The 19,499-nt window shown below is 55.8% G+C and carries 17 protein-coding genes; 4 read left to right on the forward strand and 13 right to left on the reverse strand.

Going from position 1 to position 19,499, the window contains the following annotated elements; genetic code table 11:
* Positions 1 to 112: 112 nt before the first annotated feature.
* Both BMW84_RS13875 and BMW84_RS13880 read right to left on the reverse strand, forming a co-directional pair.
* Positions 113 to 2,467, reverse strand: a complete 2,355-nt coding sequence (locus BMW84_RS13875; protein WP_091069386.1) for a YhgE/Pip domain-containing protein — start codon at positions 2,465 to 2,467, stop codon at positions 113 to 115.
* 86 nt (positions 2,468 to 2,553) lie between these two features.
* Positions 2,554 to 3,129: a TetR/AcrR family transcriptional regulator gene (locus tag BMW84_RS13880; RefSeq protein WP_091069390.1), complete on the reverse strand. Its 576-nt coding sequence runs from the start codon at positions 3,127 to 3,129 to the stop codon at positions 2,554 to 2,556.
* A 304-nt stretch (positions 3,130 to 3,433) separates the two neighbouring features.
* Here BMW84_RS13880 and BMW84_RS13885 point away from each other — a divergent pair, with 304 nt between their 5' ends.
* A complete protein-coding gene (locus tag BMW84_RS13885; RefSeq protein ID WP_091069393.1) occupies positions 3,434 to 4,627 on the forward strand; it encodes an MGDG synthase family glycosyltransferase in 1,194 nt (397 codons plus the stop codon).
* 103 nt (positions 4,628 to 4,730) lie between these two features.
* Here BMW84_RS13885 and BMW84_RS13890 read toward each other — a convergent pair whose 3' ends face one another.
* The 3 genes from BMW84_RS13890 to thpR all read right to left on the reverse strand — a co-directional run bounded on the left by BMW84_RS13890 (position 4,731) and on the right by thpR (position 7,102).
* Entirely contained in the window at positions 4,731 to 5,414 is a 684-nt protein-coding gene (locus BMW84_RS13890; protein ID WP_091069395.1) for a metal-dependent hydrolase, read from the reverse strand.
* Positions 5,415 to 5,505: 91 nt separating this feature from the next.
* Complete coding sequence (locus tag BMW84_RS13895) at positions 5,506 to 6,372, reverse strand: cell wall hydrolase (protein WP_091069397.1); 867 nt, start codon at positions 6,370 to 6,372, stop codon at positions 5,506 to 5,508.
* 133 nt (positions 6,373 to 6,505) lie between these two features.
* A complete protein-coding gene (gene thpR / locus BMW84_RS13900; RefSeq protein WP_091069399.1) occupies positions 6,506 to 7,102 on the reverse strand; it encodes an RNA 2',3'-cyclic phosphodiesterase in 597 nt (198 codons plus the stop codon).
* 92 nt (positions 7,103 to 7,194) lie between these two features.
* Between thpR and BMW84_RS13905 the strand changes: the two genes are divergently transcribed.
* A complete protein-coding gene (locus BMW84_RS13905; RefSeq protein ID WP_091069402.1) occupies positions 7,195 to 8,151 on the forward strand; it encodes a D-2-hydroxyacid dehydrogenase in 957 nt (318 codons plus the stop codon).
* A 170-nt stretch (positions 8,152 to 8,321) separates the two neighbouring features.
* Here the strand turns inward: BMW84_RS13905 and dgt are convergent, their stop codons facing one another.
* Positions 8,322 to 9,731 carry a deoxyguanosinetriphosphate triphosphohydrolase family protein gene (gene dgt, locus BMW84_RS13910; protein WP_091069404.1) on the reverse strand — a complete coding sequence of 470 codons (1,410 nt, stop codon included), beginning with the start codon at positions 9,729 to 9,731 and terminating at the stop codon, positions 8,322 to 8,324.
* A 151-nt stretch (positions 9,732 to 9,882) separates the two neighbouring features.
* Here dgt and BMW84_RS13915 point away from each other — a divergent pair, with 151 nt between their 5' ends.
* Positions 9,883 to 10,650 carry a polysaccharide deacetylase family protein gene (locus BMW84_RS13915; protein WP_091069407.1) on the forward strand — a complete coding sequence of 256 codons (768 nt, stop codon included), beginning with the start codon at positions 9,883 to 9,885 and terminating at the stop codon, positions 10,648 to 10,650.
* A gap of 65 nt (positions 10,651 to 10,715) precedes the next feature.
* The gene (locus BMW84_RS13920) at positions 10,716 to 11,729 is read left to right on the forward strand and encodes a substrate-binding domain-containing protein (RefSeq protein ID WP_091069408.1); all 1,014 of its coding nucleotides are present in this window, start codon (positions 10,716 to 10,718) and stop codon (positions 11,727 to 11,729) included.
* A gap of 82 nt (positions 11,730 to 11,811) precedes the next feature.
* On the opposite strand, the gene modB is transcribed toward BMW84_RS13920, so the two are convergent.
* From modB to BMW84_RS13955, 7 genes are all read right to left on the reverse strand, one after another.
* Entirely contained in the window at positions 11,812 to 12,474 is a 663-nt protein-coding gene (gene modB, locus BMW84_RS13925; RefSeq protein WP_091069411.1) for a molybdate ABC transporter permease subunit, read from the reverse strand.
* A gap of 40 nt (positions 12,475 to 12,514) precedes the next feature.
* Positions 12,515 to 13,297, reverse strand: a complete 783-nt coding sequence (gene modA, locus BMW84_RS13930) for a molybdate ABC transporter substrate-binding protein (RefSeq protein WP_091069413.1) — start codon at positions 13,295 to 13,297, stop codon at positions 12,515 to 12,517.
* Positions 13,298 to 13,508: 211 nt separating this feature from the next.
* Positions 13,509 to 14,402, reverse strand: a complete 894-nt coding sequence (gene nikC / locus BMW84_RS13935; RefSeq protein WP_091069415.1) for a nickel transporter permease — start codon at positions 14,400 to 14,402, stop codon at positions 13,509 to 13,511.
* 11 nt (positions 14,403 to 14,413) lie between these two features.
* Positions 14,414 to 15,418: an ABC transporter permease gene (locus BMW84_RS13940; RefSeq protein WP_091069418.1), complete on the reverse strand. Its 1,005-nt coding sequence runs from the start codon at positions 15,416 to 15,418 to the stop codon at positions 14,414 to 14,416.
* An 80-nt stretch (positions 15,419 to 15,498) separates the two neighbouring features.
* Complete coding sequence (locus BMW84_RS13945) at positions 15,499 to 17,166, reverse strand: ABC transporter substrate-binding protein (protein WP_175498812.1); 1,668 nt, start codon at positions 17,164 to 17,166, stop codon at positions 15,499 to 15,501.
* Between the two features lie 82 nt (positions 17,167 to 17,248).
* Positions 17,249 to 18,241: an ABC transporter ATP-binding protein gene (locus BMW84_RS13950; RefSeq protein WP_091069423.1), complete on the reverse strand. Its 993-nt coding sequence runs from the start codon at positions 18,239 to 18,241 to the stop codon at positions 17,249 to 17,251.
* Positions 18,238 to 19,227 carry an ABC transporter ATP-binding protein gene (locus BMW84_RS13955; protein WP_091069425.1) on the reverse strand — a complete coding sequence of 330 codons (990 nt, stop codon included), beginning with the start codon at positions 19,225 to 19,227 and terminating at the stop codon, positions 18,238 to 18,240. Before BMW84_RS13955 ends, BMW84_RS13950 begins: the two co-directional genes overlap by 4 nt.
* Positions 19,228 to 19,499: the final 272 nt, after the last annotated feature.

Below are 19,499 nucleotides of genomic sequence, written 5' to 3' on the forward strand. Positions count from 1 at the left end.
TCTGTAATAAAAAAAAGCGCTCCTTCCGAAATAGTGACAACCCACTACTTCTTCAGGAGCGCTTTTAATGGTGGTTCAAGCGCTGCTTAATTTCTGTCCGTTCATTCCGGACTTAGACAGTAATTGCTTGTTCGCCGCCTACCGTCACTTCATCCGCACGGTCGCGGGTCATGAAGTAGGTGAAGGTCAACGCCAGGAAGACGATGCCGTAAGCGGCCAGCATGCCCGCTTCGCTCCACAGCATGGTGTAGTTGCCGGTGGAGATGGCGGACTTGAAGCCGCGGACGCTGTAGGTCATCGGCAGCAGCGGGTTGAAGAACTTCATCCAGCTCGGAATCAGCTCCAGCGGGAACGTGCCGGCGCTGGTCGTCAGTTGGAAGATCAGAATGACGATGACGACGAAGCGGCCCGGCTGATCCAGCCAGGTAACGATGGCTTGAATCATCCACATGAACGAAATACTTGTAATAAAGGTAAATGCGTAGAATAACGGTACGCTTTGCACTTCCAGCCCCAGGCCGTACAGCACGATGCAGATGGCCATCAGGGATTGCAGCACGCTCATCATCGAGAAGGTCAGCGTGCGGCTGACAAAACGGTTAAACCGGCTCGCGCCAAGTACCTCGGAACCGCGCATCGGCACAACCAGCGTGCAGATCAGCGCGCCGACGAACAGGCCAAGCGAAAGGAAATACGGTGCAAAACCAGTGCCGTAATTCGGTACGGGACTAACCTTCACTTCATTGATTTGTACCGGCTGTGCGAACATCGACACCATGGCGTCGCTCTTATTCACGCTGCTGGTTTTTGCAGCGGCTTCGCCGAGCTTGTCGGCCAGTTCGCCGGAGCCGGATTTCAGCTCGTCGAGTCCGTCTTTGAGCTGACCTGCACCGTCAGAGAGCTTCTGCGCGCCGTCGGCGACAGAGCCGAGTCCGGTGCCGAGCTGGCCGGCGCCGTCAAGCAGCTTCTTCGTGCCGTCCTGCAGCGCTTTGCCGCCGTCGGCCAGCTTCTGGCCGCCTGCAGCCGCTTCGCCCAGCTTGGCGCCGAACTGCTGCATGCCTGCGGCCAGCGTACCGCCGCCGCTCTCCAGCTTCGTTGCGCCGGCAAGCAGCTGCTTCTGTCCGGCCAGCAGCTGGGCGCTGCCTGCGTTCAGCTGCTCAGCACCGGTGTGCAGCTGGGTCACGCCGGCATCAAGCTGCCCGGCGCCATCATGCAGCTGATTCGCACCGGCCGCCAGCTGCTCTTGCCCGCTGTGCAGCGCGCTTGCGCCTTCCAGCAGCTGCTGCTGGCTTTGGTCCAGCTGCGCGGTGCCTTCCGCGACCGCGGTGCTCGCCGCGATCAGCTTCTGCACATCCGCGCTGGCAGCCAGCTGCGGATTCGCTTTGGCCAGCGCCTGCAGCCCGTCGGCCACCGCTTTGGCCCCTGCGCTTACCTTGGCGCTGCCGTCTTTGGAGGCTTTCAGTCCGGCCTCCAGCTTCGCGCTGCCTTCGGTGGAACTGCCCAGGCCCGCGGCCAGTTTGGCGCTGCCGTCCACCACGGACTTCGTGCCGGCTTGCAGCTTCGCGGTGCCGTCCACCGCCGACTTCGTGCCGGCTTCCAGCGCAGCTGCGCCGGCTTCGCTTTGCTTCAGTCCGCCGGCGAGCTGTTTGCTGCCCGCTGCAGTCTGCGCCACGCCGTCCTGCAGCTTCTTATGCGCGTCGGACAATTGCGACAAGCCGCTTGCCAGCGCGCTGCTGCCGCTTTGCAGGGAAGCCGCGCCGTTGTTCAGGGCCGTGACGCCTTCGGTCAACGGCGCTGCGCCGTCACGCAGCTTGTTTGCGCCTTCGGTCAGCACGACTAAATTGTCCTTCAGCTTGAGCGCGCCGTCGTCCAGCTTGGACGCGCCGTCGGCGATTTGCTTCGCACCGTCGCCGGCATCGCCCAGCCCGCCCGAAATCGTGGCGATCTGATCAAATACCGTATTCGTATACGCTTCGGTAATTTTGGCAGCCACTTTGGTCTTGATGTCCTTGACGGCGGTGCCGCCGATTTGGCCGGCCAGGAAGTTATAGCCTTCATTCGGCTCGTAAATGATTTGCGCCGGCTGCGGATCGCTATCCAGCAGCGTCGTCGCTTTGGCGGAGAAATCTTCAGGTACGATGATAGCCATGTAATACGTGTTGTCGTCCAGCCCGGCTTCCGCCTCCGCACGTGTGACGAAATTCCATTTGAAACCGTCGCTCTTCTTGAGCTCTTCTACCAGTTCCTCGCCTGCGGCAAGTTTGGTTCCTTCATAATCGGCGCCTTTATCTTCATTTACTACAGCGACCGGCAGCTCGTTCATTTTACCGTACGGGTCCCAGAACGCTTTCAGAAACAGTCCGCTGTACAGCACGGGAATGAAGAGGACGACGAACATCGGAATCAGCACTTTCGGATTCTTGAGCGCCGCACCCAGGTCCTTCATAAACACGGATAAAGATTTCATGTGGTTCTCTCCTCTATTTTTCAATAAGACCAGTTGACCAAATTACTCATTCGGTCATTTTGAAGCAAAAAAAATCCTTCCTGCCGTTAACCGGCAAGCCCCTCCGCCAAAAACAAATGAAAATAATCCTTGATCTGCTCCTTGCTGAGCGGCGCATGTACCTTGTTCAGCTCGGCGGTCAACACGATGTACAGTCTGAACATAACAATGGATACGATCTTGGAGTCGCAGGACTTGATCTCCCCTTGCCCTATCGCATATTCCACCTCCCGTTCCAGATACTCAATTACGACGCTCTCCAGCTTATCGAGCCCTTCACCGGCCTGCGGGGTTCCGAAATCCCGACTTTCCTGGGATAGCTTGATGAACAGCTCATGTTCGCTTCGAAATTCCAGCAATGCGTCCAGGACCCGGTGCAGATTGTCAAAAAACGGTTTGTCGCGCCGGATTTCCCGTTCCGCGATTTTTTTCATCTCGGCAATGACGCCGCGCAGGATCTCATCAAACAGCTGCTCTTTGTTCACAAAAAACGTGTAGATGGTTCCTTTGCCGACGTTGGCAATCCTCGCGACCTGATCCATCGTGGTTGCCTTATAGCCGAATAATGAAAAACATTTCGTCGCGGCCTGTAGCACCAGCTGCCTTCGATCTACCACAGCCATTCGCACACTCCCTCTCTTTCGGAAAACTCGTTGCCGCCGTATTATGACCAATTAACTGATTCGGTCACTCGGTCATTACCCACTTTATCACTTTACCTGCCGCTTTGCAATACTTGGAATGGGCTTATTTTTTTGTTTTGCAGGGTTTTAACTTCCTATTTACGTCCAAATTGTATAATGTAAGATGGAAAAATGAACTGAATTTTCGGGCAAAAACCGTTATACTTTATATATTTGGAAGAAATTAAGTTCAAACCCTTGTATAATAGAATTCTACCCATGAAGGAAAGTAGCAGGTGAACTTATGCGAAAGAAAAGAGTACTGCTGTTTTCGGAAGGCTTCGGCACGGGCCATACAGGGGCAGCCTATGCTCTGGCCGAAGGAATCAAGCTGCTGAATCCGGATATCCAATGCCGGGTCATCGAGCTTGGCAAATTCCTGAACCCAACGGTTGCACCTTGGATTCTTTCCGCTTACCGCAAAACCGTCAGCCGCCAGCCCAAGCTGGTGGGGATGATGTATAAATCGCAATATAATAAATCGATCGGCAAACTGAGCCGCCTGGCATTGCACCGGGTGTTTTATTCGCGCGCCATGGAGGTCATCCGCCGGCTCCAACCGGATCTGATCATCTGCACGCATCCCGTTCCGGCAGCAGTCATCGCCCGTTTGCGCCAGCTTGGCCTGAAAGTTCCGCTTTATACAGTAATCACCGATTACGATGCCCACGGAAGCTGGGTCAACGACGAGGTGAACCGTTATCTGGTGTCCACTTCGCGGGTGAAGTCCATTTTGGCCTCCCGGGGTGTATCTCCCGAACAGATTACGGTCACGGGCATTCCCGTGCATCCGAAATTCTGGGAACGCTACAATAAGACACAGCTGCGCAAAGAGCTGGGCCTGGCCAACATCCCGACGGTGCTCATCATGGGCGGAGGCTGGGGACTGATGTTCGGCAAAAAAATCATGGATTCGCTGACCGCCCGGATCGACGATATCCAGCTGATCTTCTGCATGGGCAGCAATGAGCGTCTGGCGGACAAGATGCTGGCCAATCCGCTGCTGAACCATCCCAATGTGCGGATTATGGGATACAGCAACGAAGTCAACAAGCTGATGGACGCCTCGGATCTGCTGATTACAAAGCCCGGCGGCATGACCTGCACCGAAGGTCAGGCTAAAGGCATCCCGATGCTTTTTTATAATGCCATCCCGGGCCAGGAAGAGAAGAACTGCCAGTATTTCGTGGAGATTGGCTTGGCCGAAGTGCTGGAGCCTGCCGTCGTCGAGAAATGGTTTACGCAGCTGCTCCGCGAATACGCCGGAGCCGAGGAACATCGTATCAAACGAATCGCCCCGGACCGCCACGCTCCGCGGAATTGCGCCGAGAAGGTGCTGGAGCTGATGGGCAGCCCCATCGAAGATCCCACCGAACATCAGGGCCGCGGCACGCGCACCCCGCAGCGCACTGAAGAAGCGGTATACGTTACTCCATAACGGCCGGCCTTCTACATAATAGACGGCTTGGACGGCATAAATAAGACCTCAACTCCCGCTTTGGCGGAGGTTGAGGTCTTTGCTTTGGTGAGTGCATGGAAGTCTAGATTTCGATGCTTTCGCCCGGCTTCAGCGGATACCCCTGGATGCCCTCTTGGCCGAGCCGGCCGGCGAACTCGGCGCCGTCCTGGGCAATCGCCGGGAACGTGTTATAGTGCAGGGGAATGACCTTATCAGCCCGCAGCCAGCGCGCGGCAAGCAGCGCATCGTCCGGTCCCATGGTCAGCATGTCCCCGATCGGCAGCGCCGCGACATCGATGGCATTGCGCTCGCCGATCAGCCGCATATCGCCGAACAGGGCGGTATCGCCGGCATGGTACAATGTTTTTCCCCCGATGGTCAGGAGAATGCCCGCCGGTTGTCCGGCATAAATCCAGGAATCGCCAACCATAATCGACGAGGAATGAAAGGCCTGCGTAAATTTCACGGTAAACCCTTTGTACGTGCAGCTTCCTCCCGTGTTCATATGCATGACCTCTGCGCCCTTGCTTTGGCAGTAATCGGCCAGCTCATATACCGCAAAGATCGGGCAGCCATTCTGCTTGGCGATCTCCAGACTATCCCCGAAATGATCGGAATGGCCGTGCGTAAGCAGTACCGCGTCGACGTTGATGGTCTCCGGCGAAATGCCCGAATTCGGATTCCCCGACAAAAACGGGTCGATAATGACCCGGACTCCCTCGGCTTCCACCAGCAGCGCGGAATGGCCGTAATACGTAATCTTCATAGTGCGTCCTCCTGATCTTCAACTGGAATCCATAGCAGGTATATTCGTAGTTTACCCGATTTCTCCAATGAAGGCCCACCTTCCGCCCGGATTACTTGTAAAAGGTATGATTGCCGATGGTTTTGGCGTATTTCCGCGTATGGTGCACCGTCAGATCCTGGGCCAGCTTTAGCGACAAAAAATAATAGGTATCATCGCTGACCTCTTTAACTCCGGACAATGCCGCGGTGACGGCACGGATGCTCTCCTTATCCGGCGTCACGCGCGTGAGGCGGCCGTTGGCGACCGGGCTGAACTGGCGTTTCTGGTAGATGACGTCTTTGATGGTATCGGGAAAATTGGCCGAGCGCAGCCGGTTCAGGACCACGTTGGCGACGGCGATCTTGCCGGGATACGGCTCGCCTTCGGCTTCGGCCATCACGATTTTTTGCAGCTGCCGGATATCCGCTTGCGACAGCGTATAACTCCAGGTCGCCTCGTTCTTCTGCTCTTGGCTAAGCAGCTTGGTCCGGGAAAAGTACAGCACTTTGGGTGGATTGTTGGATAAGGCCTTCACAGCCGTTGCCGGCTTCGGGCTGAGGGGTTGCGCGGCCTGCTTCACGGCTGGAAGCGGAGCCATTCGGGACGGAGCGGCTTTCGCCTTGACCGCCGCGCCGGCGTCCGCAGTTTCGGGACGGAACAGGCTGGCGGCGATGGGGGTAACCTTAAACGATTCGGCGGGATGCAGTGCAGCGGTAATTCCCCCGGATAGGGTTTCTCCGTTTTTTAGGGCTGATTTCGCCGCTTCGGCGAGCGGAGCCAGCTTGGCGGCTGTCTGGTTTCCCTGAAGCTTGTCCAGCTGAACCGTCCGGATTCCTGCAGATTCTTTTTCCGGGTTAAGCAATATAATTGCAGAGAAACACACCAGGATTACACCGATCAGCAGCGTAACCCAGCGGTCTTGTTTAAATAATGTCATTTTCTTCCTCCTGTATATCGGCACATTTCTATTGTATGTAACCGAAAATGAGAGGTTTGAAAACGAAAATGTCGTTTTTTGTAAGAAAAAAATATTTCCAGGACCTAAGCAAAAGCGGCTTTAGCTCCTTTTTCTAGCCTGGCAAGCGGCCGAATTCCAGCTCGGCAACCGCTTTGTACATCGGCTTGGAGTGCATCTGCGTTTCATAAATGACGATGCGGTCCGCCGTCCATTCGCTTGGCGCGAGGGCGTCTCCGGCTGCGGCAACCGCACCTTCCTCCAGCGGCCGAACGCCCCGGAATTTACGCGCCAGCGTAATATGGGGGGCATACGGCCGCTTCTCGGCTATGAAGCCGAGCGGGGCGGTCGCTTCCGTGACGCGGCGCTGAAGCCGGCTCAGTTCGTCCCGCTCGCCGGATATGCCCGCCCACAGCACCCGCGGAGCATCGTCTTGACCGAAGCTGCCCAGTCCGTCCAGCGAGAGGACAAACGGCCCGCTTTCGGCGGCAACCTCCCGCATGGCGGCAACCAGCGCCGGAATCGCCGATTCCGCCGTGTCGCCAAGAAACTGCAGCGTAATATGATAATCCTCCCGGTGCGTCCGGCTCGCAAACCGCATCGATTGCGGCAGTCCCTCGCTTAGCTGCTTCAGCTGCTCCTTTAACGCTCCGGGCAGCGGGACAGCGATAAACAGGCGCCGGGACGCCGGATGCCGTTCATTTTGATCCATTCCAGGTTTCCCCTTTCCGCACAGATTTGTTATCCTTATTTTGCACAGAATTCTTTCATTCTATAGATATTGTACAACGGGAGGGAACCGTCATGACCAAATCTATCGTTTGTTTGCAGCCGCTTACCCCGCAGCAGCAGGAGCGGATCACAGCCGCTGTGCCAGGATACCGCTTTGCCGTAACCGACGGCAAAAATCCCGACGCTGCATTGCTTGAAACCGCCGAGATTGTCATCGGCTGGCCGCGCCATGGCCGCGAGCTTCTGCTGCGCCCGGAATCGCCGCTGCGCTGGGTCCAGGCGTGGTCCGCCGGTGTCGAGAAGCTTCCGCTTGAGCAGCTCCGCGAACGCGGCATCATCCTTACCAACGCCAGCGGTGTCCATGCCGAGCCGATCACCGGCGTTATATTCGGCTTCATGCTGATGTTCACCCGCAATCTTCATATGGCCGTGCGCAACCAGATCGGCCGGCAATGGAAGCCGCTAGGCACGGAAAGCGAGCTGACCGGCAAAACGGCGGTCATCGCCGGAACAGGCGCCATTGGCGCCGAAACTGCGCGAATCGCCAAAGCGTTCCGCATGAATACTCTCGGGGTCAGCCGCTCCGGCGAAATGGCCGAGCATTTCGATGAGGTGTGGACGACCGAACGGCTGGGCGAAGCAGCCGGACGGGGCGATTTTATCATCAACACGCTGCCCCTGACCGACGAGACGCGCCAGCTGTTTGATACCAACCTGTTCTCCGCCTTTAAGGACGGGGCGTATTACATCAATATCGGACGCGGGGCAACGACCCATACCGGCGATCTGATCGCCGCCTTGAACAGTGGAAAAATCGCCGGCGCCGGACTGGATGTATTCGAAGCCGAGCCGCTGCCCGCCGAACACCCGCTATGGGGGATGGAGCAGGTGATCATCACGCCGCATAACGCCGGCTTGACCGACCGCTACGCCGACCGGCTGGTCGATATTTTCGTAGACAACCTGCAGGCCTACATCAGCAGCGGAGATGTCCGCCGCAACAAGGTGGATTACAGCCGCCAGTACTAAAAAAGCCCCCACAGAGTGAGGATATAGCTTCGTAATGGAAACAGATACTTTGCGGGGACCCCGTTTCTATCGTGAAAGAAAACCCCACAAAGTGGGGTTTTGGTTTTGAAGCGGAATCAGTGCTTTGCGATCCCCCGGAAGGCGCAGCTCGCGTCTTCCGGGGTTATTTTTTAATCCAGATCGTAAATCGAGCCGACCTTCAGTCCGTACAGCTCGTTGTACACTTTTTCGGCGAACGCGTCGGTCATCCCGGCGATATAATCGATCACCATATGCTCCCAGGTCCAAATTGGCTTTGCCTTGCGCTGATCCTTCTCGAAACGCTGCAGCCAGTCGGAAGGAATGATCGCCTTCGATGTCTCCGGATCGTTGAACGCCGCCCAGAGCCGGCGCAGGATCCACTCGCTGCGCTTCTGGAGACGCTGTACCCGCAGGTCGCGGATCATCGTCACCCAGGCAAAGCTCTTCAGCACGCTGACCGTCCGCAGCATATCCTCGTCCTCATGGCCGTCCTTGACGAAGGTTACCTTTTTCCAATTGCCGTCCGGAATGACCCCCAAGCTGGCCACAAATGTGCTGACCCAATACGCTTTTACCTCGCGGCGGGTACGGGAATAGTCATTTTCGCAGGTCGGCATCTTCTCCTTCCATACCTGCAGGAACGAGTCCAGCACTTCCTCCACCTTCGCCTGAATCTCCGCTTCCCGCCATCCGTTCCAGAACGAATCCTCGAGCGTCGTGATTTTCTCCACGATCAGCCTGCATATATAGGCGTCATGCATAAAATGCTCATGGACTTCGATTTTCCCCGCTTTGATGCCGTCCTCCAGGTCATGGGCCGAATAAGCGATGTCGTCGCACAGGTCCATCAATTGGGCTTCCAGTGTCTTTTTACCCTCCGGGATGCCCCATTCGCCGCGGATATGGGAGATATACTCCCATTCACTGAGATACATGCCCTTCTTAAGCACCGTGCCGGGAAATGGATATTTATTGATGCCCAGCAGTACCGCGTCGGAAAGGTTCAGCCCGTCGATGTCCTCGCGTTTCTCCAAAAACATGATCAGGCGGAAATTATGGGCATTGCCTTCAAAATGCTCATAGGTGCGCTTCATATTCCCCAGAATCGTTTGCTGCTGCAGCGGGCCGGCACCGGATTTGAGCGCTTCTTCGGCTGCCTTCTTCGCAATAAGCTGCTCCAGGATGTTGTCCAGCACTTCTTCCCCTTTATGTCCAAAAGGCGGGTGGCCGAAATCATGGGCGATTGCCGCGCACTCCACCACCTCGGGATCGATGACCAGTCCGGGATTGTCCGCCTGTCCGGTTTCGATCTCCGGATACGCGCGCAGCAGGCTCTTGGCGGCTTCACGGGCGATCTGGGCCACTTCCAGCGAATGCGTCAGCCGGGTGCGGTAATAATCGCCGGTGCCCGCGCCGAATACCTGCGACTTGCCCTGCAGCCGGCGGAAGGTCGGAGAATGGATCAGCCGCGAATAATCGCGTTCATACGTGGCACGGGACGTTTCCAGGCGGGTGTCCTCCGGATATTGCCGATGCTCTCTTTGCTCAAAAATTGTCATATCCGTTGCCCCTATCCTTCATCTGTATTTTGTACTACATTATAAGCATTTTCCGTACAACTTTCACTGAAAAGTGAAAAATGCATGATTGCCGGCCGGATGGCACATTCTACAGCTAGCATGCATACCAGTGAAAGCGAGGCCTGTCCATATGAACCCAGGCTGCAAAATAGCCGCCGCAACCCTTGCGGCGCTGCTGCTCCTGCACAGCTCCGCGCTCGCGGCGCCGGGCACTCCCCTGGTCAAGAACCGGTATTATTACGAGAAGCGGGGAGAAATGATCTGGGAGGTGCCGACGAACGAGCATGTCATCGCGTTAACCTTCGACGACGGGCCGGATCCTGCGGAAACGCAGCAGATTCTCAACGTTTTGCAGCGATACGATGCCAAATGCACCTTTTTCGCCATCGGCAAAAAGCTCGCCGCCTACCCCGAAGTCGCCAAACAGATTGTATCGGAGGGCCATGAGCTGGCCAACCACACTTACAACCATGTGTATTTCAAAAGGCCAATCTCCGGCAGTGCGCTGCAGCATGAGCTGGAACTGACCGAAAACGAAATTGTCAAAATCTCCGGCAAGCACAGCCGTCTCTTCCGGCCGCCCGGCGGAATGTATGATGAGACCCTGGTCACGGTCGCCAATAATATGGGGCTGAAGCCCGTATTGTGGTCCTGGCATCAGGACACGAAGGACTGGAACCGGCCGGGCGTATACAATATCGCCAATAAAGTGCTGCGCAATGCCCACAGCGGCGATATTGTATTGTTTCACGACTATGTGCACGGGTCGTCGCAGACGAAGCAAGCACTGGAGATCATTTTACCGGAGCTGAAAAAAAGAGGGTTCCGCTTTGTCACCGTTTCCGAGCTGATCGGCCTTTCAAGCATGGCTTTTGAATTGCGCGGTGCCGTAAAATAAGGTAGTCTTGATCTATATGAGTCTATGAAAACGGCAAGCGGCTGTTCATCCTTAGGAGGCTTTACATGTCCGAAAACACGTCTTACACCACCGAGGAGATCGCTCGGCTCTTAAAAATATCCAAGCTGAAAGTCTATGACCTGATCAAAAAAGGGGAGCTGCCTTCCTACCGTGTCGGCAAACAAATGCGGGTCGACCATACGGACCTGGAAGCATACAAGCAGTTGTCGCGCAGCGCTTCCTCTCCGGTCCCAGCCTCCGGCGGAGCGGATGAGCCTTCCGGACAGGTTCCTTCCGGCCTGCTGCTGCCTCCTTCAGCGCTGATGCCGCCGCTTCAGCTGATGCAAAACTCGCCTCTCGGCAAGCCGCCCGGGCTGAACATCGTCATTACCGGCCAGGATATCTCGCTCGACATCCTGGCTACCCATCTGGAGCGTGCCCAGCCGTCCGCGCGGCCGCTGCGCTCTTACGCAGGTAGCCTTGACAGCCTCATTGCGATGTACCGCGGCGAATCGGATATCGTCAGCACGCATCTTTTGGACGGGGACACGGGGGAATACAATCTGCCGTACATCCGCAAGCTGCTGGTCGGCTATTCGTTTATCGTCGTGCACATGCTTGCACGCTCCGCCGGCTTCTACGTGCAGAAAGGCAATCCCAAGGCCATCCGCGACTGGGCCAATCTTGCAGGCCGCGATATCCGGCTGGTTAACCGCGAACGCGGCTCCGGCGCCCGGGTACTGCTTGAAGAGCAGCTCCGGCTCATCGGCATCCGCGCTTCGGCGCTGAACGGATACGGCCGGGAAGAGAACAGCCACCTGGCCGTGGCGGGCGTCGTTGCCCGCGGCGAAGCCGACGTCGGCATCGGCACGGAGAAAGCCGCCAAGATCGTCGAAGGCGTGGATTTTATCCCGATGATCCAGGAACGCTACGATCTGGTAATGATCAAAAAACCGGAGAACGAAGCATGGATCCAATCGGTCATCGACATCCTCCGCTCCCCCTCGTTCCAGAGCGAGCTAAGCTCCATCCATGGTTATGATCTTTCCGGAACCGGACGGATTCTATTTGAAAATTAATAACGAACAGGGGTGCCGTCCGGCAAGCAAAACGCCGGATGACACCCCTTCTTTATGTTTTGCTTATGAACCCGTTCCGCCTTCAGGAATGCCGGTTGACGAACATCAGCATTACGGCGGATATGGCAACAATGGAGCAGACCCACAGCCAGGCCATCGTCATGCTGCCGCCGTCGACGGCGACGTAAATCGCGGTAGGCACTGTCTGCGTCCGGTTCGGGATGTTCCCGGCAACCATGATGGTCGCGCCGAACTCGCCCAGCCCCCGGGCAAAGCCCAGCACGTACCCGGCGGCCAGCGAACGGCTGGCCAGCGGCAGCGTTACGTACCGCAGCACCTGCCGTTCATTCGCGCCCATCGCCCGCGCCGCATCTTCGAGATCATTCTCGACGCCTTCAAACCCCGCCTTTACCGTGCGGTACACCAGCGGAAAAGCAACCACAACGGCGGCAATGACCGCCGCCCCCCAGGTAAACAGGATTGTGTGGTTTGTCATCTGTTCATACAGCTTGCCGATCCAGCTTCGCCGTCCAAGAATAACCAGAAGCACGAAGCCGACGACCGTCGGCGGCAGCACCAACGGCAGCAGCAGCGCGGTCTCGATCAGGCTGTGGCCGGGAAAACGTCTCCCCGCCATCCACTTGGCGGCAAGCGTCGCCAGTACAAACACGATTACGCTGGTAATGACCGAAATTTTAACCGAAAGCCACACCGGGGCGAAAAATTCAGTCCAGCTGATCTCCATCCCTCTCCACCCCGCTCCTTATTGCCACCTTGATGACTTTTTATTTCGCCAATTGAAATCCGTAGCCCGTGAAAACATCGCTGGCGGCCTTCGTTTGCACATAATCATAAAACGCCTTGGCTTGCGTTTCATGGGACGAGCCTTTCACGATGCCGACCGGATAGTTAATCGCTTTGTGCACATAAGCTCCGACGGTCAGGGCGATTGTAACCTTCTTGGAGGTCAGGGCGTCCGTTTTATAGACAAACCCTGCATCCGCATTGCCGGTCTCCACATAAGAAAGCACGGCACGCACATCTTTGCCGAAGACGAGTTTGTTTTGCAGCGTATCCCATACCTTCTTCGTTATCAACGCCTGCTGCGCGTATTGTCCGGCGGGAACGGATTCCGGCTGGCCTACGGCAACCTTTTTGAATGCTTTATCGGTAAGCTGGGTAATCGTACTCAGCGATGGTTTGGAGTCAGATGGAACGACAAGCACGAGCTGGTTCTTCAGCAGCTCCTTGTTAGCAGCAATCAGGCCTTCGTCCACCAAAGCCTTCATTTGCTTGTCGCCGGCAGAGAAGAACAGGTCAGCCGGTGCGCCCTGTTCGATTTGCTTTTGCAGCGTGCCGGATGCCCCATAGTTGAAGACGAGATCAATGTCCGGATGCTGTTTCTCATACGTTGCCGCGATTTTATCCAGACTGTCTTGAAGGCTCGCCGCCGCCGAAATGACAATCTGCGTTTTCTTGGCTGCCTGGGCTTCCTTTTCAGGGACGATCCATAACCCGGCACCGATTAACGCCGCACTCACCACCGTCAATAACATTTTCTTAAACATCTCTCATTCCTCCCCATATGTATTAATCACTTATATTTAGATGCTATTTTAGCATAGCACTCCCTTCTTATCTATATGTTTTAGTTATATCTAGTTATAATTAGTTCTTTATCGCAATAAAAAACCCTTTCAGGGGATTTCCCCGAAAGGGTTTTTGGGGAATCCCCTGAAAGGATCACAGGGAAACTCCCGAAAAGGTACACAAGGAAGATTACCGTTTCATTCTCGGATCCAGCACGTCGCGCAGGCCGTCCCCCATCAGATTGAACCCGAGCACGGTCAGCATGATGGAAAGCCCCGGGAAAATCACCGTCCATGGCGCTTTCTGGATAAACTGGCGGGAGTCGGATAGCATCTTGCCCCATTCCGGGTCGGGCGGCTGGGCACCGAGACCAAGAAAGCCGAGCGCAGCCGCTTCTATAATCGCCGTAGCGATACCCAGCGTGCCTTGCACGATAATCGGCGTCAGGCTGTTCGGTAAAATATGCGTAAAAAGAATGCGCGTATTGGTCATGCCGATGGCCCGGGCCGCTGTTATATATTCCTCCTGCTTCAGCGAAAGCACCTTCGCCCGCACCAGCCTCCCGTAAGTCGGAATATTGACGATCGCGATGGCGAGCAGCGCGTTGCGCAGCGACGGGCCGAGAATGGCGACAATCGCGATGGCCAGCAGGATGCTTGGAAAGGCCAGCAGAATATCAAACAGCCGCGAGATCAGCATATCGACCCATTTTCCGTAAAAGCCGGCCAATACGCCAAGCAGCGTACCGATAATGATTGAACCGATTACGGAGAAGAAACCAACCCAAAGCGAAATCCGCGCGCCGTAGATAATGCGCGAGAACATGTCCCGCCCCAGGTCGTCGGTCCCGAACCAGTGAGCGCCGGACGGCGGCTTCAGCCGGTTCACCAGCTCCTGCTCTTTGAAGCTGTATGGTGCAATCAGCGGGGCGAGCAGGGCAATGAGTACGAAAAATACGATGATGCACAGTCCGAGCATCGCCGTTTTGTTTTTGCGGAACGCCTTCCACGCATCGCGCCAAGGTCCGGACGTCTTTTCGGCCGGCGCATTCGGGGAGTTAGGCTGCATGGCTACCTGTGCCATAGGTTCACTCCTCACTTGTAATTGATGCGCGGATCGATGGCGGCATACAGCAGATCCACTAACAGATTAATGATGACAAAGATGAAGGCAATGATCAGAATGCCGCTTTGAATGACGGGATAATCCCGCGAACTGATCGCTTCAAATATATACCTGCCAACGCCCGGCCAGGCAAAAATCGTCTCGGTCAGCACCGCGCCGCCAAGCAGCGCGCCGGTCTGCAAACCCACAACGGTCAGGACGGGAATCAGCGCATTTTTCAGCGCATGCTTGTACACGACAAGAAACTGGGACATCCCTTTCGCTTTGGCCGTGCGAATATAGTCGGAGTTCATGACCTCCAGCATGCTGGAACGGGTCATCCGGGCGATAATCGCCATCGGAATGGTGCCGAGCGCAACGCTTGGAAGAATTAAATGCTTGATAACTGTCCACAGCTGATCCCAGCGTCCGGCCAGAATCGTATCGATCACATACAGATTGGTAATGCTGTCCACCGGGTCACGCTGATCCATTCTTCCGATAGAAGGCAGCCAATGCAGCTTCAGGGCAAAAAACAGCTGCTCCATCAGCCCGAGCCAGAAGATTGGCATCGATACGCCGATCAGCGCGATAATCATCGCGGTATAGTCAAACCATGAATTTTGCCGCCAGGCGCTCAAAATGCCGGCGTTGACGCCGACGAAGGTAGCGAACAGCATTGCAGCCGCCGTCAGCTCCAGCGTAGCCGCCAGATAAGGCATAATCTCTTTGGCGATCGGCGTTTTTGTCCGGATGGACGTGCCGAGATCGCCTTTAATCAAGTCGCCCATATAATGGGTATATTGCGTCAGCCACGGCTTGTCGAGGCCTAGCTGCTCCCGCAGCGCCTGCTTCGATTGCTCCGTCGCCTTTTGCCCGAGAATAGTCTCCGCCGGGTCGCCGGGAATGGCGTGTATAATGGAGAATACGATGATCGTCATCCCGATCAATACCGGGATCAGCACGAGGACTCGTTTTAACAGATAGGAATTCAAGTCGGCTCACCTTCCGAAGCCCGATAGGCAGGATGGGCCGCCGCATCCGCGGCGCCCACCCGATGGCCTAAAGGAGCATGCTATTCGAAATACACTTCGCTGTAATATTCCGTACCTGTCGGGCCTGGTACAAAACCTTTCAGGTTTGCTTTAGCCGCAAGCAGCGGCGTGGTGTGAACGAGCGGAATCCAAGGCGCGTCCGCTTTAATGATCTCTTGCGCTTGTTTGTACAGATCGGAGCGTTTGGCTTGATCCGTTTCTTTCTGCGCGTTGATCAGGATCGTGTGCAAATCTTCATTTACATAGAATGTGCGGTTGTTGCCCGGGATCGCGTCTTTATCCAGCAGGGTGTACAGGAAGTTGTCCGGATCCCCGTTGTCGCCGGTCCAGCCGAGCATATAGATGTCATCTTTTTCGCCGGCTTTCGTATCGTCCAGATAAGTCGCCCATTCCGGAGATTCGATGACGGTCTTCACGCCGATTTTCTCCCAATCCGCCTGAATGGCTTCGGCAACCTTCTTGCCGTCAGGCATGTACGGACGAGATACCGGCATCGCGTACAGCGTTACCGTATCCGGCAGTCCGTCCGGATATCCGGCTTCGGCCAGCAGCGCTTTGGCTTTGTCGAGATCGTATTCGTAATCTTTTACAGCGTCATTGTAGCCCCACAGGGATGGCGGCATCGGATTCACTGCAGCCGTCGCCTGGCCGGAGAAGAACGCATCGATAATGGCTTGTTTGTTGACGGCATAGTTCAGGGCTTGTCTAACCTTTACGTTATCGAAAGGCTTTTTCTTGAAGTTGAAGCCGAGGTAAGCTACGTTGAACGGCGGACGTTCGATCTTTTGCAGATCGCTGTTGCCCTCAAGCGTAGACAGATCATCCGGGCTCAAATCTTCCATCAGGTCGATTTCGCCGTTTTGCAGGGCGTTGAACCGTGCGGAATTATCCGGAATGGAACGCACGATCACTTTGTTCAGCTTCGGAAGGCCTTCCTTCCAATAGTCGGCGTTTTTCTCCAGGGTAATGGAATCATTGTGCTTCCATTCCTTGAAGACGAACGGCCCGGTGCCGACCGGTTCATTCTTGAAGTTTTCTTTCTTCTCCTTGATTGCCGTTGGGCTGGCGATACCGAAGGAGGTCATCGCAAGGTTTTGCAGGAAAGGAGCTTGCGGCTGGTTCAGTACAAATTGTACGGTAGTTGGATCAACAGCTTTAACTTCCTTGATGACACGGCTGCCGTCCGGACCGAACATCGAATCGTAGTAGTCAAATGAATCGCCTTCGAATTTAAATTCACTTTTCGGATCGCTCCAGCGGGTGAAATTGAAAACGACCGCATCGGCGTTAAAATCGGTGCCGTCATGGAATTTTACGCCGGGATGAAGCTTGAACGTATAAGTCAGGCCGTCGGCCGATACTTCCCAGCTGTCCGCGAGGGAAGGCTCAACTTCCGATGTTCCCGGTTTGTACTCCAGCAAAGAGTCGAAAACCTGGTGGGCGATCTTGAGCGATTCGCCGTCGGTGACGATCGCCGGGTCGAGCGATGCCGAGTCGCCGCCGCGTCCGACAATCAGCGTGTCCTGCGTCGAAGCCGCCGCATTCGTGCTTTCCGGTGCGGTGGTTGCCGCAGCATTGCTGCCTGAGGTTGGCTCCGAAGCCCCGTTGTTCCCGTTGTTTCCGCAGCCGCTTAACGTCAGCGCTGCACCAAGCGTTAATACCAGTGCCAGACTGCCCCATTTCTTCATCTCTCCAAAACTCCCTTCCTTCATTTAAAAATGATATTGCAGATTATATGAAGTCGCGCTGCTGGCGCGCCATATAACAACCTTATGCCAGAAGATCGCGGGTTGGCTCATGGTACAGATGACAGGCGGCCAAGTGCCCCGCACCCGTCTCTGCAAGTCCAGGTTTTATGCTACGGCAGACGTCCATGACCTTTGGACATCGCGTGTTGAAGGCGCAGCCCACCGGAACATTGGCCGGGCTTGGAACCTCGCCCTGAAGAATAACGCGTTCCTTGCGCAAATCGGGATCGGGCTCGGGAACAGCGGACAACAGGGCTTGCGTATAGGGATGCTGCGGCTCCGCGTACAGCGTAGTTTTGTCGGCCACTTCCACGATCCGGCCGAGGTACATCACCGCGACCCGGTCGCAAATATGCTTCACCACGCTAAGATCGTGGGCAATAAATATGTAAGTCAAGCCGAATTCACGCTGCAGGTCCTGCATCAGATTAATGACCTGAGACTGGATCGATACGTCCAGCGCGGATACCGGTTCGTCCGCAATAATCAGCTTCGGCTGCAGGGCGAGTGCTCGGGCAATGCCGATCCGCTGGCGCTGGCCGCCGGAGAATTGATGCGGATAACGCAAAAGATGCGCTTTGGCCAGCCCAACCACGTCGGCAAGATATTCCACCCGCCGGCGCCGTTCTTTTGCGTCGCCGATGCCATGCACAATCAGCGGCTCCTCCAGGATGCGCTGAACCGTATTGCGCGGGTCCAGCGATGAGAACGGATCCTGGAACACAATCTGCATCTCACGGCGCTGCTTGCGCATCTCTTCCGCGGACAGAGCCATAATGTTCTGCCCGTCGAAGGTGATTTCGCCCGCCGTCGGCTCGATGAGCCGCAGCAGCGAACGCCCGGTCGTCGATTTGCCGCAGCCGCTTTCGCCGACCAGGCCGAAGGTTTCACCCTTGCGGACGGTGAACGAAATATCGTCGACGGCTTTGACAAAGCCCTGCGTTTTGTTAAAAAAGCCCTTGTTGATCGGATAATACTTTTTGAGCCCTTTCACTTCAAGCAAGTTGTCGCTCATACGGCATCCTCCTGTCTGCTTTCATGCAGCCAGCAGCGGCAGCTGTGGCGGTCCTCCTGGAGGGTCAGCTGCGGCAGTGCGCTGCGGCAGACATCCATCACGTTCGGACAACGCGGCGCAAACCGGCAGCCTTGCATGTCCATGCTGAGAATCGGGACATTGCCAGGAATAGAGTAAAGGCGTTCCCGGGTTTCATCCATCCGCGGTACCGACTCGATCAGCCCCCGGGTATACGGATGCAGCGGATTTTTGAAAATATCGCGCACCGGACCCTCCTCCACTACTTTGCCGGCGTACATCACGGCCACCCGATGACACATCTCGGCTACGACGCCGAGATCATGGGTAATGAGCATGACTGCGGTGCCCTGCTCCTCGTTCAACCGGCGGATCAAATCCAGGATCTGCGCCTGAATCGTCACATCGAGCGCTGTCGTCGGTTCATCGGCGATCAGCAGCTCCGGATTGCAGCTGATCGCCATCGCGATCATGACCCGCTGCCGCATTCCGCCGGATAACTGATGCGGATATTCGTCGATGATCGCTTCCGGCCGGGGAATGCCAACCTTGCGCAGCATCTCCACAGCATGTTCCCGCGCCTCTTTTTTAGAGAAGCCGCGGTGCAGCCGCACCGTCTCAATGATCTGCTGTCCGATGGTAAACAGCGGATTCAGCGAGGTCATCGGCTCCTGGAAGATCATCGCGACCGAATCGCCGCGGATGCCGCGCATCTCCTTTTCCTTCATCTGCACGATATCCTTGCCCTTGAACAAGATCTTCCCGCCGACAATTTTGCCCGGCGGATTCGGCACAAGCCCGAGAATCGACAGCGAGGTGACGCTTTTGCCGCAGCCCGATTCTCCGACCACGCCGAGTACCTCTCCAGGCCGGATATACAAATCAACGCCGTCAACGGCGGGTACCTCACCGCGGTCCGTAAAAAAATGAGTGTGTAAATCTTCGATTTGCAGGATTGGCTGCTCCAAGCTGAACCCTCATTTCCTTAAAAATTGAACAAAGGTCAAATGACCGGATAAAAAACCTATCATTAAAAGGCAGATCATCGATCAACCTTCCAATCTATGGATTGTTATGTACGGTTAAATCAACATTATTGTTATTTAATGTATAACATTACTATAGAACAGCTTAATAGACAAGATATAATTGTCACAAAAACTGACGTCATTTATTTAAAGCGATACCCCCTCACCACAGAAACGCAGCGCACCTCCAACATTAGGCGGTGCGCTGCGTT

This window comes from Paenibacillus sp. NFR01, from assembly GCF_900111565.1.
Taxonomy (GTDB): Bacteria; Bacillota; Bacilli; order Paenibacillales; family Paenibacillaceae; genus Paenibacillus_AQ.